Origin of the sequence: Bremerella sp. JC817, from assembly GCF_040718835.1 — a bacterium.
In the GTDB taxonomy this organism is placed as follows: domain Bacteria; phylum Planctomycetota; class Planctomycetia; order Pirellulales; family Pirellulaceae; genus Bremerella.
Window position 1 is genome coordinate 331862 of sequence record NZ_JBFEFG010000268.1, and the last position, 16239, is coordinate 348100.

The 16239-nt window shown below is 55.3% G+C and carries 10 protein-coding genes and 1 pseudogene; 3 read left to right on the top strand and 8 right to left on the bottom strand.

The window, feature by feature from the left end; translation table 11 throughout:
- The first annotated feature begins 114 nt into the window (after nt 1-114).
- From AB1L30_RS12800 to AB1L30_RS12810, 3 genes and pseudogenes are all read left to right on the top strand, one after another.
- On the top strand, nt 115-1296 hold the full coding sequence (locus AB1L30_RS12800; RefSeq protein ID WP_367013813.1) for a proton-conducting transporter membrane subunit: 1182 nt from the start codon (nt 115-117) through the stop codon (nt 1294-1296).
- Nucleotides 1296-2753, top strand: coding sequence for a proton-conducting transporter membrane subunit (locus AB1L30_RS12805; RefSeq protein ID WP_367013814.1), 1458 nt, complete (start codon nt 1296-1298; stop codon nt 2751-2753). The genes AB1L30_RS12800 and AB1L30_RS12805 overlap by 1 nt, the downstream gene beginning before the upstream one ends.
- 61 nt (nt 2754-2814) lie before the next feature.
- Nucleotides 2815-3063: pseudogene (locus tag AB1L30_RS12810) on the top strand (carbonic anhydrase); the annotation flags it as partial.
- A 146-nt stretch (nt 3064-3209) separates the two neighbouring features.
- Here the strand turns inward: AB1L30_RS12810 and AB1L30_RS12815 are convergent.
- The 8 genes from AB1L30_RS12815 to AB1L30_RS12850 all read right to left on the bottom strand — a co-directional run bounded on the left by AB1L30_RS12815 (nt 3210) and on the right by AB1L30_RS12850 (nt 15173).
- On the bottom strand, nt 3210-5075 hold the full coding sequence (locus AB1L30_RS12815) for a cation-translocating P-type ATPase (RefSeq protein WP_367013815.1): 1866 nt from the start codon (nt 5073-5075) through the stop codon (nt 3210-3212).
- 71 nt (nt 5076-5146) lie between these two features.
- Nucleotides 5147-6232, bottom strand: coding sequence for a protease modulator HflK (locus AB1L30_RS12820; protein WP_367013816.1), 1086 nt, complete (start codon nt 6230-6232; stop codon nt 5147-5149).
- Complete coding sequence (locus AB1L30_RS12825) at nt 6229-7257, bottom strand: protease modulator HflC (RefSeq protein WP_367013817.1); 1029 nt, start codon at nt 7255-7257, stop codon at nt 6229-6231. Before AB1L30_RS12825 ends, AB1L30_RS12820 begins: the two co-directional genes overlap by 4 nt.
- A 21-nt stretch (nt 7258-7278) precedes the next feature.
- A complete protein-coding gene (locus tag AB1L30_RS12830) occupies nt 7279-9078 on the bottom strand; it encodes a protease modulator HflK (protein WP_367013818.1) in 1800 nt (599 codons plus the stop codon).
- Nucleotides 9075-10583, bottom strand: a complete 1509-nt coding sequence (locus AB1L30_RS12835; RefSeq protein WP_367013819.1) for a permease — start codon at nt 10581-10583, stop codon at nt 9075-9077. Before AB1L30_RS12835 ends, AB1L30_RS12830 begins: the two co-directional genes overlap by 4 nt.
- A gap of 69 nt (nt 10584-10652) precedes the next feature.
- Nucleotides 10653-11633, bottom strand: a complete 981-nt coding sequence (locus AB1L30_RS12840) for a MoxR family ATPase (protein ID WP_367013820.1) — start codon at nt 11631-11633, stop codon at nt 10653-10655.
- Nucleotides 11630-13927, bottom strand: a complete 2298-nt coding sequence (locus tag AB1L30_RS12845; RefSeq protein ID WP_367013821.1) for a transglutaminase-like domain-containing protein — start codon at nt 13925-13927, stop codon at nt 11630-11632. The genes AB1L30_RS12840 and AB1L30_RS12845 overlap by 4 nt, the downstream gene beginning before the upstream one ends.
- Nucleotides 13917-15173, bottom strand: a complete 1257-nt coding sequence (locus AB1L30_RS12850; RefSeq protein WP_367013822.1) for a DUF58 domain-containing protein — start codon at nt 15171-15173, stop codon at nt 13917-13919. The genes AB1L30_RS12845 and AB1L30_RS12850 overlap by 11 nt, the downstream gene beginning before the upstream one ends.
- Nucleotides 15174-16239: the final 1066 nt, after the last annotated feature.

The following is a 16239-nucleotide window of genomic DNA, read 5'->3' on the forward strand; positions in this document are numbered from 1 at the left end:
GGAATTCGACTAAGCGAAACCTTACAGTCGAGACTCATGAAGGGGAGCGTCGTCGCGGGATTAACGGCCGCGGTTTGCATACTGGGAGTCATGCTGGCCACAGGATCGCGGCATGTGCCAATTGAACTCGGGAACTGGGCGTCTATTCCCCAAGAGCACTTTCATTTCCATCTGAAATTCGTTTTCGATCGGCTTTCGGTACCATTCGTAATTTTGTCGTTCGTGCTGTGCGGCACCGTTGGAGCGTTCGCTTCCGTCTATTTGCATCGAGATCGCGGCTTTCGACGCTTTTTCCTCCTTTACGCACTCTTCCAGCTAGGAATGGTGGTATCGGCCTTGGCCGGCACGATCGAAACCTTGTTCTTTGGCTGGGAGTTGGTCGGCCTTTCGTCGGCGTTGCTCGTCGCCTATTTCCATGAGCGGCCTGCTCCGGTGCGCAATGGTCTACGCGTCTGGTCTATTTATCGTATTGCGGACGCTGCTTTTCTGATTGCCGCTTTAACGTTGCATCATCTAACAGGCGGTGGAGACTTCGATGGACTGATGGGCTCTGGGCCCTGGCCCGATGGCGTCGCCGCGATTGATTCCACGTCGGCGCTCTTGGTCGGACTTCTGCTACTGCTGGCCGCGGCAGGCAAGTCTGGAATGGTGCCGTTTTCGGGCTGGATTCCTCGCGCCATGGAAGGCCCTACGCCTTCCAGCGCGGTGTTCTATGGAGCCTTGTCGGTTCATCTGGGTGTGTTTCTCTTGCTCCGCGTGAGCCCCTTGCTAGACGCTTCGGTTCTGCTACGAGTTGCGGTCGTTGTACTGGGGCTCGTGACGGCGATCTTTGGAGCGACGGCATGCCGCGTCCAAAGCGACGTAAAGAACGCTTTGGCGTACGCTTCGTTGACTCAGGTCGGTATTATTACTGTGGAGATCGGACTCGGACTGCAATACGTCGCCTTGATACACATGATTGGCCATGCTTGCCTCAGAACATTCCAACTATTACGAGCTCCTTCCGTCCTGAAAGACTACCGAATGTTGGAGAATGCTGTCGGCTCCTCGTTGAGCGGCGATAAGGCGGGGCGCTCCCAATCCACATCTTCGCTCCAGTTGTGGCTGTATCGCTTCGCGCTGGAGCGTGGCTTTCTCGACGCTTTCCTCAACGTCTGGATCGTCGACCCGTTCTTGTTCGCATTTCGCAGCTTTGACTCCCTGGAAAGACGCTGGACGAGCCTGCTTTCCGGCGGCGAGTCGCGCGAGTCGGATCGTCTCGCTCCGTACGAAGACTCGCTGGAGGACGTAGCCTAATGCCGGAACTTCACATGCCCTGGCTTGGCTTGTCGGTCCTGCTGCCGCTGATCGGCTCTATTATCGCGTCATTAACAAAGGATCGTGAGCGCGCAAGGAACTATAGCGTTGCGATTTGTTTGGCGACGTTCTTATGTGCCATCGGAGAGTGGATTGACTTTGAGACGCTGCAGTCCTTCGAGGCGCACGATCATTGGAACGTCTTTCAGTTGTTTGGTCCGGCCGATGCGTTCGTGGTAGACGAACTTAGCGCTCCGCTGTTGCCGCTCGGCGCGTTGCTCTATCTCGCGACTGTTTTAACGACGCTTCGCACCAAGCTGAATCGCTTCTCATTCGGGTGGGCGCTCTTCTCCGAGTCGGTGCTGCTGGCAACGCTCGGATGTCGCGACCCTTGGTTGGTCATTCTATTGCTGGCGGTCGGCGTGGTTCCCCCTTGGATCGAGCTGCGCAAACGCCGCCAATCCACGCAGGTATACTCCCTGCATATGGGGCTATCCGTGGGACTACTGGTCGCCGGACAGTGGCTGGTCGGAACCGACGCGAGCGCCGACAATCCTCCGATCCTCGCCGGCTGCCTGCTGACGGCAGGCGCGTTGATTCGAAGTGGCATTTGCCCACTTCACTGTTGGATGACCGATCTATTCGAGAAGGCGACGTTCGGGACGGCGCTGCTGTTTGTCACGCCGATGGCCGGCGCCTACGTGGTTATGCGGCTCGTTTTCCCCATTGCCCCGGCGTGGGCCCTGCAAAGTATCGCGATGTTGTCGATGATGACGGCGATATATGCCGCCGGCATGGCCCTGGTTCAGCATGAAACGCGCCGCTTCTTTTGCTACCTGTTTCTCAGCCATTCTTCCCTGGTGTTGGTTGGGCTGGAAATGGCAAATCCGATCGGTTTGACAGGGGCGTTGTATGTCTGGCTATCTGTGGGGATCTCGTTGTTAGGTTTCGGTTTGGCGCTGCGATCCGTCGAAGCGCGAACGGGACGCCTCTCACTCGATGGATTTCATGGGCTTTACGAACATACTCCATTCCTCGCCAACATGTTTCTGCTGACGGGTCTGGCCTCGATTGGTTTCCCAGGAACGATCGGCTTCATCGGCACGGAACTGCTGGTCGAAGGAGTCGTGGACGTCTATCCACTGATTGGATTCGCCGTGGTTCTGGCGGCGGCGCTCAATGGTATTGCGATCGTCAAAGCTTACTTCCACGTCTTTACTGGCACGCCACATATCGCAACGGCCTCGCTGGTATGTCGACCGACGGAACGTCTCACGATCTTGGTAATGGTGGTATTGATCATCGGCGGCGGCGTGTTTCCGCAACCGGGAGTTCAGTCCAGGTATCACGCTGCAACGGCGTTACTCAAGTCGCGGGGAGCAGATCAAGCGACGCAAGAATCCGCAGCGCACGATACTCATCAGGATCACTCCGCAGAAGGTTCCTCGCTTCCCTAGCCTGATTGTGGGAGTCGAGTAATGCCAAACGACAATCCTGTCCTGGAAATTCATCGCGGAAATGTCGCCCGGTTCGTTACCTGCTGGAGGCGATTCCTCCCATCGCGGCAGGCGACGGTGTCCGTCTCCTGGTGATGTGTCATTTGCACTGCCACGGAGACTCTTCGTAATCCAGCACATCGCATCATCGATTCGCGCAGCAGGCGATCGCGACGAGAACACAGTTATCGCGGACATCGAGTTTGCGTTTTCGCAACACGAGATCAGCCATGTGATTGTTTGTGGGAATACCGGATGCGGAGTCATCGGAAATTGGCTTAATATTTCCGGTGCTGCGGACGTCGGTGAATGCAAACCTGATTTGAAACGACGACTGATCCCGTTCGGATGGAGTTTGTGCCGTAACTCCAGGAACTCTCCGGTGGCGGATGCACGGGGCAATAAGCTCCCCGCAATTCAGGATGAAATCGGTTGGCTGACGGGCTGCCATTTCCAGCGAAGGATCGTGGCGCTATTAATGATAACGAACGCTTCTCCAACATTCTGCAGTACCGCACCTGCGATGGGAGTAATCGTTCCGGCCGAGGCCATACCGAGCATCAAGAGCGTTAGTCCCGCACCGATGAGCACGTTTCTGTGAATCGTTGCTTTGGTCTTGGCGGCTAGCATCATGGCCATGGGCAGCCGATCCAGTTGATGAGTCATCAGGACGATATCGGCGCTACGCATCGTGATATCGGCCCCTCCAACTCCCATCGCTACACCGACATTTCCCGCGGCAAGTGCTGGGGCATCGTTGATTCCGTCTCCCACGACCATGACGTTGTAGCCAGCCTTCATTTCCAACTCGACTACCTGTAGTTTCTCGGATGGGAGTACCTCGGAAACAATCTCATCGACACCGACCTCCTGGCCGATTAGCTGTGCCACGGCCGCTCGGTCCCCAGTCAGCAGAACAGTGCGTTCAACCCCCAGATCACGCAGCAACTGGATTACCTGCGACGAGTCAGCGCGGGCATGGTCGGAAAGACAGATACACCCGAGCGGTCGTTTGGCTTGGTGACTGATCTCGGCGGCCCAGACCATCGGGCCGGAATGGTCGATCGACTCCGTCTCGATTCCTTCCTGATTGAGCCAGCTCTCACGCCCCAAGAGGATAACGCGTCCGTCTGGGTAGTGGATACGAATCCCTAATCCCGGGACTTCTGCTACCTCTTCAACTGCAATGCCGACTAGATCTTGTTGTGTGGCATACCGGGCAATAGCCTTGGAAACAGGATGCTGGTTCACAGAGACCCCAGGCAGAATCGCCCGAATAGTCTCGTTCTCTTCACCGGAACAGGGTATCACGCAACCAACCTCTAGCTGCCCGGTGGTCACGGTCCCCGTCTTATCGAAAACGACGCAATTAACCTCACTCAGAGCCTCGAGGAATCGAGCATTCTTCACGAGAATGCCATGCCGCGAGGCAACTGCCAGGGAAGCCACCATGGCGGCGGGCCCCGCGATGAGAAAGGGACCGGGGCAACCCACCACCAGCACAGTGATCGCACGAGCCACATCGTGCGTAAGAAAGAGAGTGATCCCAGCGATCATCAGGACCGCTAAGACGAAGTACTTGGCATACTGTTCGACCAAGCGAAGGACACGCGTCTTGGACTGCTCGGCTTGCTGGAACAGATCCAGTACCTTGGCGAGCGTGGTATCGTCACCCGCCGACGTCACCCGTGCTCGGAGCAATCCGTTCAAGTTCATGGAACCAGCGAAGATCTTCGAACCAGGGCTGACTTCTTCCGGAGTCGATTCGCCGGTGATCGAAGACTGATCAATCGCCGCATGTCCATGTAGAACGACCGCGTCGGCCGGGATGCTTTCACCGGGAGCAATGATGATGATATCGCCGACCTTAAGTTCCGAGGCCGCGATGGAAAGTTCCGTTCCGTCTTCAGTCAGTCTGCGGGCAAGGTTCGACTGCAAAGCTTGAAGCCCCGCGATGGCCGAATTGGCACCGAGAATACTACGCTCTTCCAGGAAGAACGCCACGCTCAATATCACCGGGACGATAACAGCCGTGGCAAAATCACCAATCGCAAATGCCGCGAGCGCCGCGATACTTACCAACTGCGAGCTATAATATTCTGGTGATTCGCGAAATAGTCCCCACAAGCCTTCCCATAGGATCGGAACAAGTACCAGGAGTGCTGCCGCAGCCTGAAATGCGGCCCCTAGGGATAGCTGCTCGGCAGGCATTAAACGCTCGATCAAAATACCAACCACAAGCAGTGATGCCGCTATCAAGGCCGTACTGAAGCGAATGCTCATTCGCCATTTTTCGTAGCTTGAAAGACCGGCGTCGAGGTCGGTTTGGATTCTTTTCGCTACCGATACGGAACTCATGGGCTTTGCTCCTTGTTTGGACCGGTAACAACCGAAGGTGAATTCTCGGGAGAACTCCTAGGAGTGATAACAATCCGGGTCCCAGGGGCGACAAATTTGAGGCGTCCCACCGACTGCATGATCTGCTCCATGGATTCCAGATAGAGACGCGACCAGACCAGGTCGGGATTGGCCAGATACTGGGCATAGACCTTGTCGAACAGGGTTACTTCTTCGTCTGCTTTCGTAATCACATCGGTTTGAAAACGCGTTGCCTCGTTGACCAGCGTGTAGCTATCTGCCTCAGATCTGGGAATCGTTCGAGCAGCAAAGCCCTCGGCCTCCCGTTTTCGCGTTTCAATATGAATCTGTTCGCTCTGGACGTTCTCGAATGCTTCCGCCAGCTGTGGTGTCGGAATGATTTCACGGAACTCAACCGCACTGACCTCGATGCCAAGACCAAGTTGGTCGAGCCGCCTCTGCAAACTCGCGCGAACCGATATCGGTAAACGCTCGACTTCTACCATGCGGGAAGAACGTTGTAGGCGCAGAGTATCCATCGCATTCCAACCAGAAATCGTCTGGACAATCGAAGCTGCGGCCGCTTCCTTGAGAACCCGTTCCGGCTGATCGGCTTGAAAGTGATAAGCAACCGGGTCGGAGATCCTATACTTCACACGAACATTGGTCTGCAGAATGTGCTGGTCGCCACAAAGCACGTAGCCATCCCGAATGGGATCGAGTGCGGTGGTATTGCCACCGGCAGCACTCAGTTTCAGGCGATCAATCGAGACTTCCCGTTCTTCTTTGACAGGAACGCGAATAACCTCATCGATAGGGTAGGGCATAGCTAACAAGATGCCTGGGGGCTGAACTTGCTCTCCAGGCGTGTTGCCGACCAGCTTGCCAAAGCGAGTTAACAAGGCAACTTCGTTGGGTTGAATCATGGTGATCCCAGAGCACCAGAACAGAATCATCAACAATGCTGCCAGCAATCCAATGATTCGCATGCCGGCACCAACTCCTACACCGATCTGCTCGGAACGTCGGGCACGATTCTCTCTCGGCGGAGGTGGTGGCGAGAAGGTACGCTGATCGCTCATGGCTGCCTTTCCACAGTTGCCTGGGTATTGCCGGGAGGAAACTGCGTCGTTCGGTCGGCGGACGTTGCTGACAGCGAGGAGGGTGCACCCGCTTGAGGAACCGGAGGTGGATCCGTGAGCAAATCCATAAATCCATCGTTGGTTCGCAGGATAATCGTCGAATCACTCCCAAGACTCCGCTTGAGGGCTTCCAACGAACGCCAATACCGGTAGAACTCTGGATCGCGTAGATGGGCATGTGCGTAGATTTCCGAAACCTTTTGTTCGGCTTCGGCACGAATTCGGCCTGCTTCTAATCGACCGTCTCGCAGAATCTCTTCGCTGCGCACGACAGCATCATCGCGAATTGCGTTGGCGTCTTTCTCGCCCAAGGCTCGCAGTTGCTTCGCTGCAGCTTCACGTTCGGCCTTCATCTGGGCTAGTACGGCTGATACGTTGGAAGACTCGTACGCAATTCGATTGATGCCGATCTGAAGAATTTGAATGCCAAACTTTTTGCGAACATCTTGCTGGACATCTTGCAGCAATTGCTGCTCGATGCGTTGGGTCTGGAGTTGAGTCGAGTCGGTTGAAACTAACGCGGACAGATCGTAGCCTCCCATCCGGGTATTTTTGGCGGCCGTTACCATGCCATCGATCTTGGCCGACACAGCTTCGACGCTTCCGGCCGATTGAAGGAATAGTAGTGGGTCGTCCACGTTCCATACCACAAAGGTCGAGAGGACCACGTTGCGGCGATCGTGCGTTAACGTTGCTGTGTAGGGCGTATTGAAGACATGTTGTCGCAAGTCGACAACGCGGGCATCTTCGATGGGCCAGGGAAGCTTGAAGTAGGCGCCAGGTTCCATCAGTTGCCGAGTTGGCTTGCCGAAGCGAGTGACAACCACCGATGTCCCTTCCGATACCTGAATGTAGCAGGGATAGGCCACCAGCAGGATAAGGATAGAAATTCCTAGACCAATCCGTACGACTTTCGTCCAGAGTGGCGCCACCTGATTCGACTGATGTTCGATTGCGTTTTCCATGAGATAGCTTGAACCGGCTAACTAGGGGGATGGTGATGCGAGTGGTGGAATGACGGTTGGCGATAAAGAAGCGTTGGGCTCCGTGACGAGTACATCTTGAAGCTGCGAGTCGATCACATAGACTTGCCGGCCAGGGAGAGCCTTTTCGTAGGTATCGAACCAGAGCCGCATTCGATAAGTTTCCGGGGCCGCGCGATAGGCTTTGCTGGCCTCAGCAAAGTGCGATGCTTCTTGACCTGCCAGCCCAACACGCCTGGCGGCAGCCTGCTTCGCGGACGCGACGAGTGTGGCAGATTCCCTTTCCGCACCCAAGAGTTTCGCTTGAGCGTCGCCGAGTGCTTGAGTCACACGCCGTGCAGCATCGCTTTCGGCATTGCTGACATCCAAATAGGCCTCAGCTGCCTCGACGGGCGGATGCAAACTAAGCAGGCTGACATCTACAATCTCGATCCCGAGTTGCATATCACGAGACTTCTCGGTCACTTTACTGGCGATTCGCTGGGCAAATACCAGGCGGTCTTCAGTCAGCACCTGGCCAAGAGTCGCGCTTTCCGTTTCTTCACGGAGTACCTGGTAAGCGACAGCCTCGAGCGCCTTGGCAGGGTCTGAATGACGAACTAGATAGTTTCTAAGTTGCTCGACGTTCTTCCCAACCTGGTAATAGATCTGAGCGTTGACGGCAACCAACTCCGATTGGGTCCCCAGCACCAGGGCGAACTCATTGGCGTGCGGTTCAGTCCAGAGCATCGAGCGTGGCTCGACAGAGACGACGGCCTTTTCATCCACTGGCTGCGAGAAACCAATTTGAAGCGTGTGGATCTTTCCAACCGACACACGTCGCACAATACCAAATGGCCAGGGATACTTGGTGTGTAAACCAGGTTGGAGTGGCTCCGATTGGACTCGTCCTAATACTTCCGAGAGTGCCAACTGGTCAGGCTGTACAATCACGAGCGAAGTCGACAACCAGAAGACGAGTATTGAAACGAGCAAAGCCAGCGGCGTTGCCCGTCGGAAGAATCGAATCGACCAGGAAGAGCGAAGACTTAGTCCAAAACGCCGCTCAGCGATTTGGAAGAGCGTGTCGATAGGGTTAAGCGAAGACAACAGCACTTCACGAAAGAGCGAGTCAAATGGATCAGGCAAACCTTCATGAGTCGTACTGGGGACACGTTCCAACTGGAACCAGGTAAACAACAGACGCAGTAGGCACTCGCCGATTACGACGGCCAGATATACATGAACCATCACCGCAAGCCACTGAGGAACACTTGCCAGCACCGACGATGCCAGTTGAGCTGCCGCAGCGAGGAACCATCCCACGCGAGCTTCGTGGAGAGTTAGCCCAATGGTCGCTAGTTCGCAGGATGGTCTTTCGGAAATCCCTTGAGTCATCTTCCCGAGCGCCGTCCACAAGCTTGCCATAAGCACAGCGAGAATCGCTGAGGTCGCGATTTCCTGTGGAGATAGTGAACGAGCGACTTCGACACGACCGACCAGAAGCGACATGATCACGCCAATCAGCAGCACGAACAGGGGCCCCGCCGTAAAGATCGTATGCAGCGACCAGGCTTCAACCGATTTGGTTCGGCCCGACGAAGTTGCTACTTGGATGTCGATCGATCGACGAGTCGACCACAATAGAATGACCGCCAGCAGCAGTTGAATCGCCAAACCGCGAAACAGGGCGGACTCACTGTAAAACGCATAGCCGAAAGTCAACGCGGCACTAACGCCAACAATCCACAAAAGCTGCCCGATCCAGGTACGCCCCTCTGGGGAAAGTGGAGCATGTGCGTCTTGTTCTGACACATCACTCATGTCTTGTCTCCTAGGCAGATGACCCGGCACGATTGAAATTGATCGATCAATTCGGCCCCTCGTTCTTTGGCCTCAGTATCTGTCAATTCGGCTTGAGCGAACTGTTGGCGCGTCTTCCAAAGCAACTCTCGCAGAGCCCGAATTTCTGACGCCTGTTGACTATCGGGAACGCCCATCCTTAGAACCCACCCAACCGGCATCCGGGCAGCAACCGCATCCCACTCGGAAAGTTTCTGCTGGGCGACCTGCGTCTTGTTAGTCTTCACCGCGATCACCGCGTCTGCGGATACCTTTTTCATTTGCTCGAATGATTCTTCCACGCCAGGGAAGATGGAATACATCAGCAGGATGATTCCGAACGCGGCGACGCCAATAAGCGACATGCCAACCTGTCCTTGGGTCAACTCGACATTCCAGCGACCAGCAGACGGTTTTGCTTCGGTCGACGGGATAGGATCTTCACAAAAGCGAAGGCCCCAGGACCGAACTACGATGCCCCACAACGCAAGGATTCCCAACAGCGTGGTGCCGGCCTGCATGATCAGGTCGGTATGGTTTAGTTGTTGGCTCAAAGCCAGAGAGAACTGGTCGAAGGTCGCATGGTAGGGGCGGGCCAGAGTATCGAGGCCATGTGTTTCCTCTTCTTCACCAGGGGCCGGTGGAAACACGGAGTAAGTTACATAGCTGACGGTCGTCGCCAAAAAGAGTGTCACCACGAGGAGTGCCAGCGTACGCTGGATTCCCCAAATCGAACGCATCGCTAGGACCGTACCGCCACACCATGCAACACCAAGTAGTTGTAGAACGATGGCACAAGCGAACGCGAGGTGCGTGGAATGAATGGCTGACACCGCCATGGTGAAGGTGATGGGGGTCACCATCTGGGGGCCGGTTAACGCCATGGTTTCCAATGGGCCCATTGAATTCTGATACGAGAAGATCCTCTCGAACGACCCCGATGGAACCAGTCCGACGACCAGACCCGAGATAACCATGCCGAGTATTACGTAGACGATCGACCACCCCGTCGCGATTTGCCCAGCCGCGATAGAGGCATTCCAAAGTCTGGTTGTTCCGCTGGTTGCCTCGGAAACGGAACTTGACTTACTGTTCTGAGGCTCATCGTAGAACCGTCCGGCAACCTCGGCGACGACGACGGCGTATACGCAAGCCACGAGCAGAAACACACCACATTGCCAGATCGGCAATACGCTGATCGCGTAGAGAATCGACAACGGGTTGAGCAGTGGTGCAACCAGCCACAACAGGGCCAGGTCGCGGCGTGGCATTCCCCCATCAGAAAGTTCCTTTGCGATCGGAATGACGCCGAGCGCACACACCGGCACGCATAGACACGCCGCCAGAAGACGAAAAGTCCGCTCCAGGCTGTCTGCCGGTCCTAGCCATTCCTGAACGAAGTTGTAGCCACCGCTGACTCGAATAGCCGCTGCGCCAACGATTCCGATGAGAATCGTGGCGGACGACTCCACCAGAATGCGGACCAACGTTATCAGCAGAGTCACGACCGACTGTTCGATCGTGAATGTGTGCCAGAAATCACCAAACGTCATCGATCAACCCCGCGTAACGGGAACAGGAACGGTTCGAAGCATCTCTTCGATGAGGTCTGCAGCATCTTCAAATTCACCCGACAGGCGGACATTCAGCACGGGGTAGGCCATTTCTTGAATATCGTCAGGCGTGACGAAGTCGCGACCATTCAAGTGCGCCCAGGCCTGGGACACGCGCTGCAAGGTTAATAGTCCACGCGGGCTCACGCCCAGTGTCACTTCGCTACGGTTACGGGTGAATTCGGCCAACTCGACCATGTATCGAAGTAAGTTCATTTCGATATGCACCTGGGAAACATGGTTTTGAAGTTGGTGCAATTGCCTGGGTGTAACCACGGCCTCCACATCTGCGCGCTCTCGATCACCTCGATGGATGTTGGAGGCCAACATCGCAATTTCGTTCTCTTTACCGGGGTAGCCAATGCTCAACCGCATGGCGAAACGGTCGAGTTGGGCCTCTGGCAAGGGATAGGCCCCATGACTGTCGACCGGGTTTTGGGTGGCAATCACGAAGAACGACTCCGACAGACGATGGCAATGCTTGTCGATAGTCACTTGACGCTCTGCCATCGCTTCAAAAAGCGACGACTGCGTACGCGGCGTCGCACGATTGATTTCGTCGGCCAGCAGTACGTCGGAAAAGACCGGCCCTGGAACGAACTCGAACTCACGCGTCTTCTGATTGAACATGTTGAATCCCGTGACATCGCTGGGCATCAAGTCCGGAGTGCATTGCACTCGGGCAAAGTCACCTCCGATGGCAGTCGAAAGTGCCTTGGCCAGGGTGGTCTTTCCTAGTCCGGGTAGGTCTTCCAGCAGGATATGCCCCCGAGCCAATACGCAGGCGATCACCTTTTCCACGACGTCTTGCTTCCCCTTCAGGGTTTGGTTTAGCGTCTGTCGAATTCCATCGATCATTGGCTGAAATTCGCACTCTCCCTCAGGGGCGAGAACTTGCAGATCATTGTCGGACGCAGTCTTCACGATAGCTCCTTGGAAGCGGATGCTGGACTTTTCGGGGGAGGCGAATGAAAGAATGAGCTGAATGCTTCGTTGCAAACACGGTCGATTTCAATGCGCGAGATTGGGCAGCTTAACGTCGGTGAATAAAATGCCCAATTCGTAGCAGCGATAAAGTCGTGCGAGATGGGTTGGCAAGACTCTTGAATCCAACGGGCAAAGGTCTTTCCTGGCGGACGACGGTGTCCTTGAATCCTCGCTCGCCACTGTAATAAACGCGCCGTCCAGAGGATTCGATTTCGATCACTACCAAACCGGGCATACCGATTGGCCAGGCGAAAAACAACATCCGCCAGGCGTGCGAACGCTAGATAAACAATGACAACAAGACTGGCGATAACGGTCAGTGGTATCCAATTGCTGACGCACCACTGGCCTGTAGCGACGCAGGCAGCCTGGATTCTTTGCCAAGGATTCAGCCTCGGTGCTAACAGTTCGTATCCAGGGGTCGGTTCAACGGGATGCCATACTTTTCCATCCCAGGAGACTTCAACCCAGAAGTGAACGTCTTCCTTCCCGATCGGAGTTTGCCAGGTTCCGGAATCAAAGTTCTGTGGATCCGCGTAGAATCCGCTTACCACACGTGAGGTGTATCCCAACTCTCGCAGGAGAAGCGAGGTGGCCGTAGCAAAGAGATAGTCAGGGCCCTGCTTAGTATCGAACAGAAACGTTTCGACCGGGAACTCGATATCCTCACTCAGTTGGCTATCGGGTGCATGTGCGTATTCGCTTCGAAGATGATCTCGCACCGCCGCGATCTGCTGCCATCCAGGCTCCAGTCCGGCAGTTATCTGTTGCGCATACTCACGTATTCGTGGAACCGAACTGTGCTGGTCTGGAAGTGAGATACTTTGCTGAAGTTTGCTGGTCGTGGAGTCGCTGAGCAATGTTGGCGAACTAACCAGGAACGACTGCACCCTCATGACGGTAAGCTGTGGAATGAAGTCCACGGTTATCCGGGGATGCCCATCGGCTGCCAAGCCAAACATATCCTCTCGATCGACATCTTTGATCTGAAAGCGTGCCAGACGCGGAGGAGACGGAATACGATCTGTCTTTAGATTGATGAACTTCAACAGGTGCTCTTCGGTGGAATGGATGGCACCCTCCGATAGTGGACACGAAATGTTGTACCAGGGCACTCCATCCTCCTTGATCAACTTCACGGGAGGTTCATCGTGACTTTCGGCTGCTCGTAGGTTGACGCCATCAAATTGATCATAAATGGTCGTCCGCAAATGCAGTGGCACGCGTCCTTTCACGTAGAACAGTGCCGGCGACTTCTTATCATCGAGGGACTTCTGACGACGGGCCTCATTCTTACGTAACAGGCTAAAGTCGTTACCTTTCGATTTAGTCGTCGCGACGCGCGAGTGGCGATGCTCCAGTTTGGACGGTGGAAGGCTTACTGCCTTTTGCAAGGTTTTGTTCTTGATCACCGGAGCGTCATAAGTGTCATCAAATACGTCGAAAAGGCTCGGCATTCTTGACTCAAGAAAGACCTCACTCTCAGTCGGACCGAAGCTCATGGCGTCCTTGGTGCCTTGAACTAAGTCATCCCCATCGCCGACACCACCTTGCGATCGCACGTCAGAAACTCGGTTCCCACCAGAACTAGGCATGAATCCAGCGAGCGCTCGTGTTGCGTGGTTCGTACCTGCGATGCCAATGGCGGCGGCCGCCAGCGATACGGCCAGACAAAACGCGAGCCCCACGGCACCGCGTGGAATTTCCGACTTTGTCCCCTCCGGAAATCTTCCCGAAATGCGATTCCAGTACGAGGTCACGAGCCAACCCACCCCTAGCACTGCGTAAACAATTCCGCAGATCGTCACCGACCAATAGACACTCATAAAGACACTTACCGCCATCAGAGCCAGGCTTATCAGGGTAGCCAGATTGGCGATCCGTCTTTCCGATCGAAATGGCAGAGATGCAATCATGAGGTTTCGTAGCGCCAGGGAAACCTGCCCCTCAAACAGCTGACCTGCTCTGGGAAGCGTATGGTAGAGAACCTGTTCCAGTGCAAAGTGACCGGCGACCACGGCAATCAACAGCCCTAGCACGCGGGGATCACGTATCGCATCTGATGGCCTTAGGTAACGAGCACACAGCCATGCGGCCGCAGCCACAACCGCCAATTCCAACCACTGCCACCAGAAACCCAGTTCACCATGGCTGATTGCCAACTGCACGCCCAAGGCAGCGGTCAGCACCATCGCTAGATGAATTGTTTGGGTGAACTTATCAGCTTCCACACCAAGCCTCCCGGCCTTTCGTGGCCCACTGCGAAAGCAACTGGCGAGGCGCGTTGTCATGGTCTTCTACAGAAATCCAAGGTTTCACCGATGCCAATACGGGCTGCCTCTCAGAAGACTCGGGCGCTGCACGAAAACCATCGCTTCGAAGCACGATTGTCCGTCTGGTGTGCTTCTCGGATGGGCTGAGGTCGGTAACAACGGAAACCAACCAATCGCACCCATTGCCAGTCCGTCGCATGGTGGCCGGCTCTTGGGTCGGTGTTAGTCGAGCCAAGCGATCCATGGTCCGATGAATGCTGGCTTGAGCGCCGGTGAGTTGCTCTTCGTGTGTCCCGAAGTCCAGCACCACGACGTTGTGCTGTTGAACGAGTTCGGTCGCGATACTCGCCGCAATGCGGATCGCCCACTCGAAGGTGCCATCTGGTCCGAACCCTTGATGTGAATGGTGATCAAGATCGACACGGATACGTGCCCGAGTTTGCGCGGAACCTTGACGCTCAGAAACGATGAACCGCCCATGTCTTGCTGTCAGCGACCAATGAATTGTGCGTAGCGAATCTCCTTGTCGAAACGGCCGGACGCCATTGCGTTCTCCTTCGTGACCGGTCCGCTGATCGCTGGAGGACGTATTGTTGCGATGGTTTCCTTGTGGTAGTGGAAAGTTCGACAGGCGGTACGTCTTGGGCCATACCGTCAGCTCTTGCTGAACCCTCACCGGTCGCTTCGCTTTCCATAGCCCAAACGGGAATTCAGTAACTATCTTTGGTGGAGCTTGCGGGTAGACGCCACGCTGGAGTGGTCGAAATCGCCAGACAAACTCGCATCGCGACCAACCAGGAATGCGAGCCAAAGCCACTGCGGCATCGCTCGCCGCGTCCTCAAGGAAGAAACCGTTTTCAATCGAGAGTCCCCACACTGGGACAGGCCATCGATTGACAATTTCGACAATGACATCTGCCTTTTCACCTTCGCAGCAACGACGCGTGCGGAACTTCAGTTCGCACGAAACGCCTTTTAGCCCCACCCATGGCCACACCACGCCGAGCCCAACAACGGCCAGAATCGTCAGTAATAGGACGTATCCTTGCGGTGTTACGAAGATTCCCATGGCGAGTGCCACCGCAGCAAGTGCGAGCAAGATCCCGATAGGCGTCTTCAGCCAATAGACGTGTTTGTTAGCCCATGGCGTATAGTCATTGGTCAGCCATGCCCAACGGCTGGCAGACGGTTGCGTATTAGTCATCTTAGAAATTCCAAGGGAGTGGGCGTACAGAGCTTGCGTACCGGCGCAGACTCCCGTACCTCCGATATCAACGACAGTTCATGGCGCAACCGCTTCGCCTCACTAGGCAAAAGGGCTGTTGGGAATTTACTTTCGTACAGAGAGATCGAACCAGGATTCCACTAGCAGCAGACGCATCCCGCAGGGACGGAAGGCTCTGGAGTTCTCCGTTCAATCCACATGTAAAGATCAGATGCCTAGCCTGGAACGCGCATCGAACGCCTATTCCATCCAAGTCAAAGGGGCATCTGCTTTGAGGCTAAGAGATCGGCGGGCCGCGAGGGGCCGGTACGCCCAATAGACGCCAATTCTGCTGGGACGCCTCGCAAAGATAGAATTGTCCGCTGAAAACCTCTGTCGAAGTTTCCGGCGAATCGATCAACAGCGTCCCATGATGTAGCACCGCGATGATTTCGCACAGCACACAGTGATGCCCAACGCTCCACTGCTTGCCGCTTGAGTCCGCTTCAGATTCAGCAGGCGTTGTCGCCACCGATGCGTGGCCACGATGGTCGTAATCGTGACCATGGCTGCAATGTGAATGTCGGTGGGAATGCTCTGAGGCGAGACCGTGGGAATGACAACAATTGTGATGGTGGTGCCCCAACCCAGGAATTGCGTGCAGTAGCTGTGCTCCGCCGGACCCAAACAGGATCACAGCAAGGCAAAGCCATGCAGCACACTTTCGGATTGAGAGAACTCGCTTCACAACACTTGTCCAAACCGGTCGCAGCTAATCTGACCGAACCTCGTGGAATTTTGCTTCAAGGATCGGCCAGTCGTCAATCGTTGTTGCCATGGCGTTGGCGAAATTCACGCACTCCTCACAACAACCCAGACTGGAATTCATTCTTCAGCCGCATCCATACCATTTCAGCAAGTATAGTCCCCCCAGTCCTCTAAAGGCAACCAATACGCTCCTGCAAATACCTTGCACAAAGGGAAATTCTTAGAAACAGGCGATCCTTCACGCAGCAAAGTGCCAAGCATCAAGAAACGAAGCTTCAAGAATGGCAAAACCTGGATC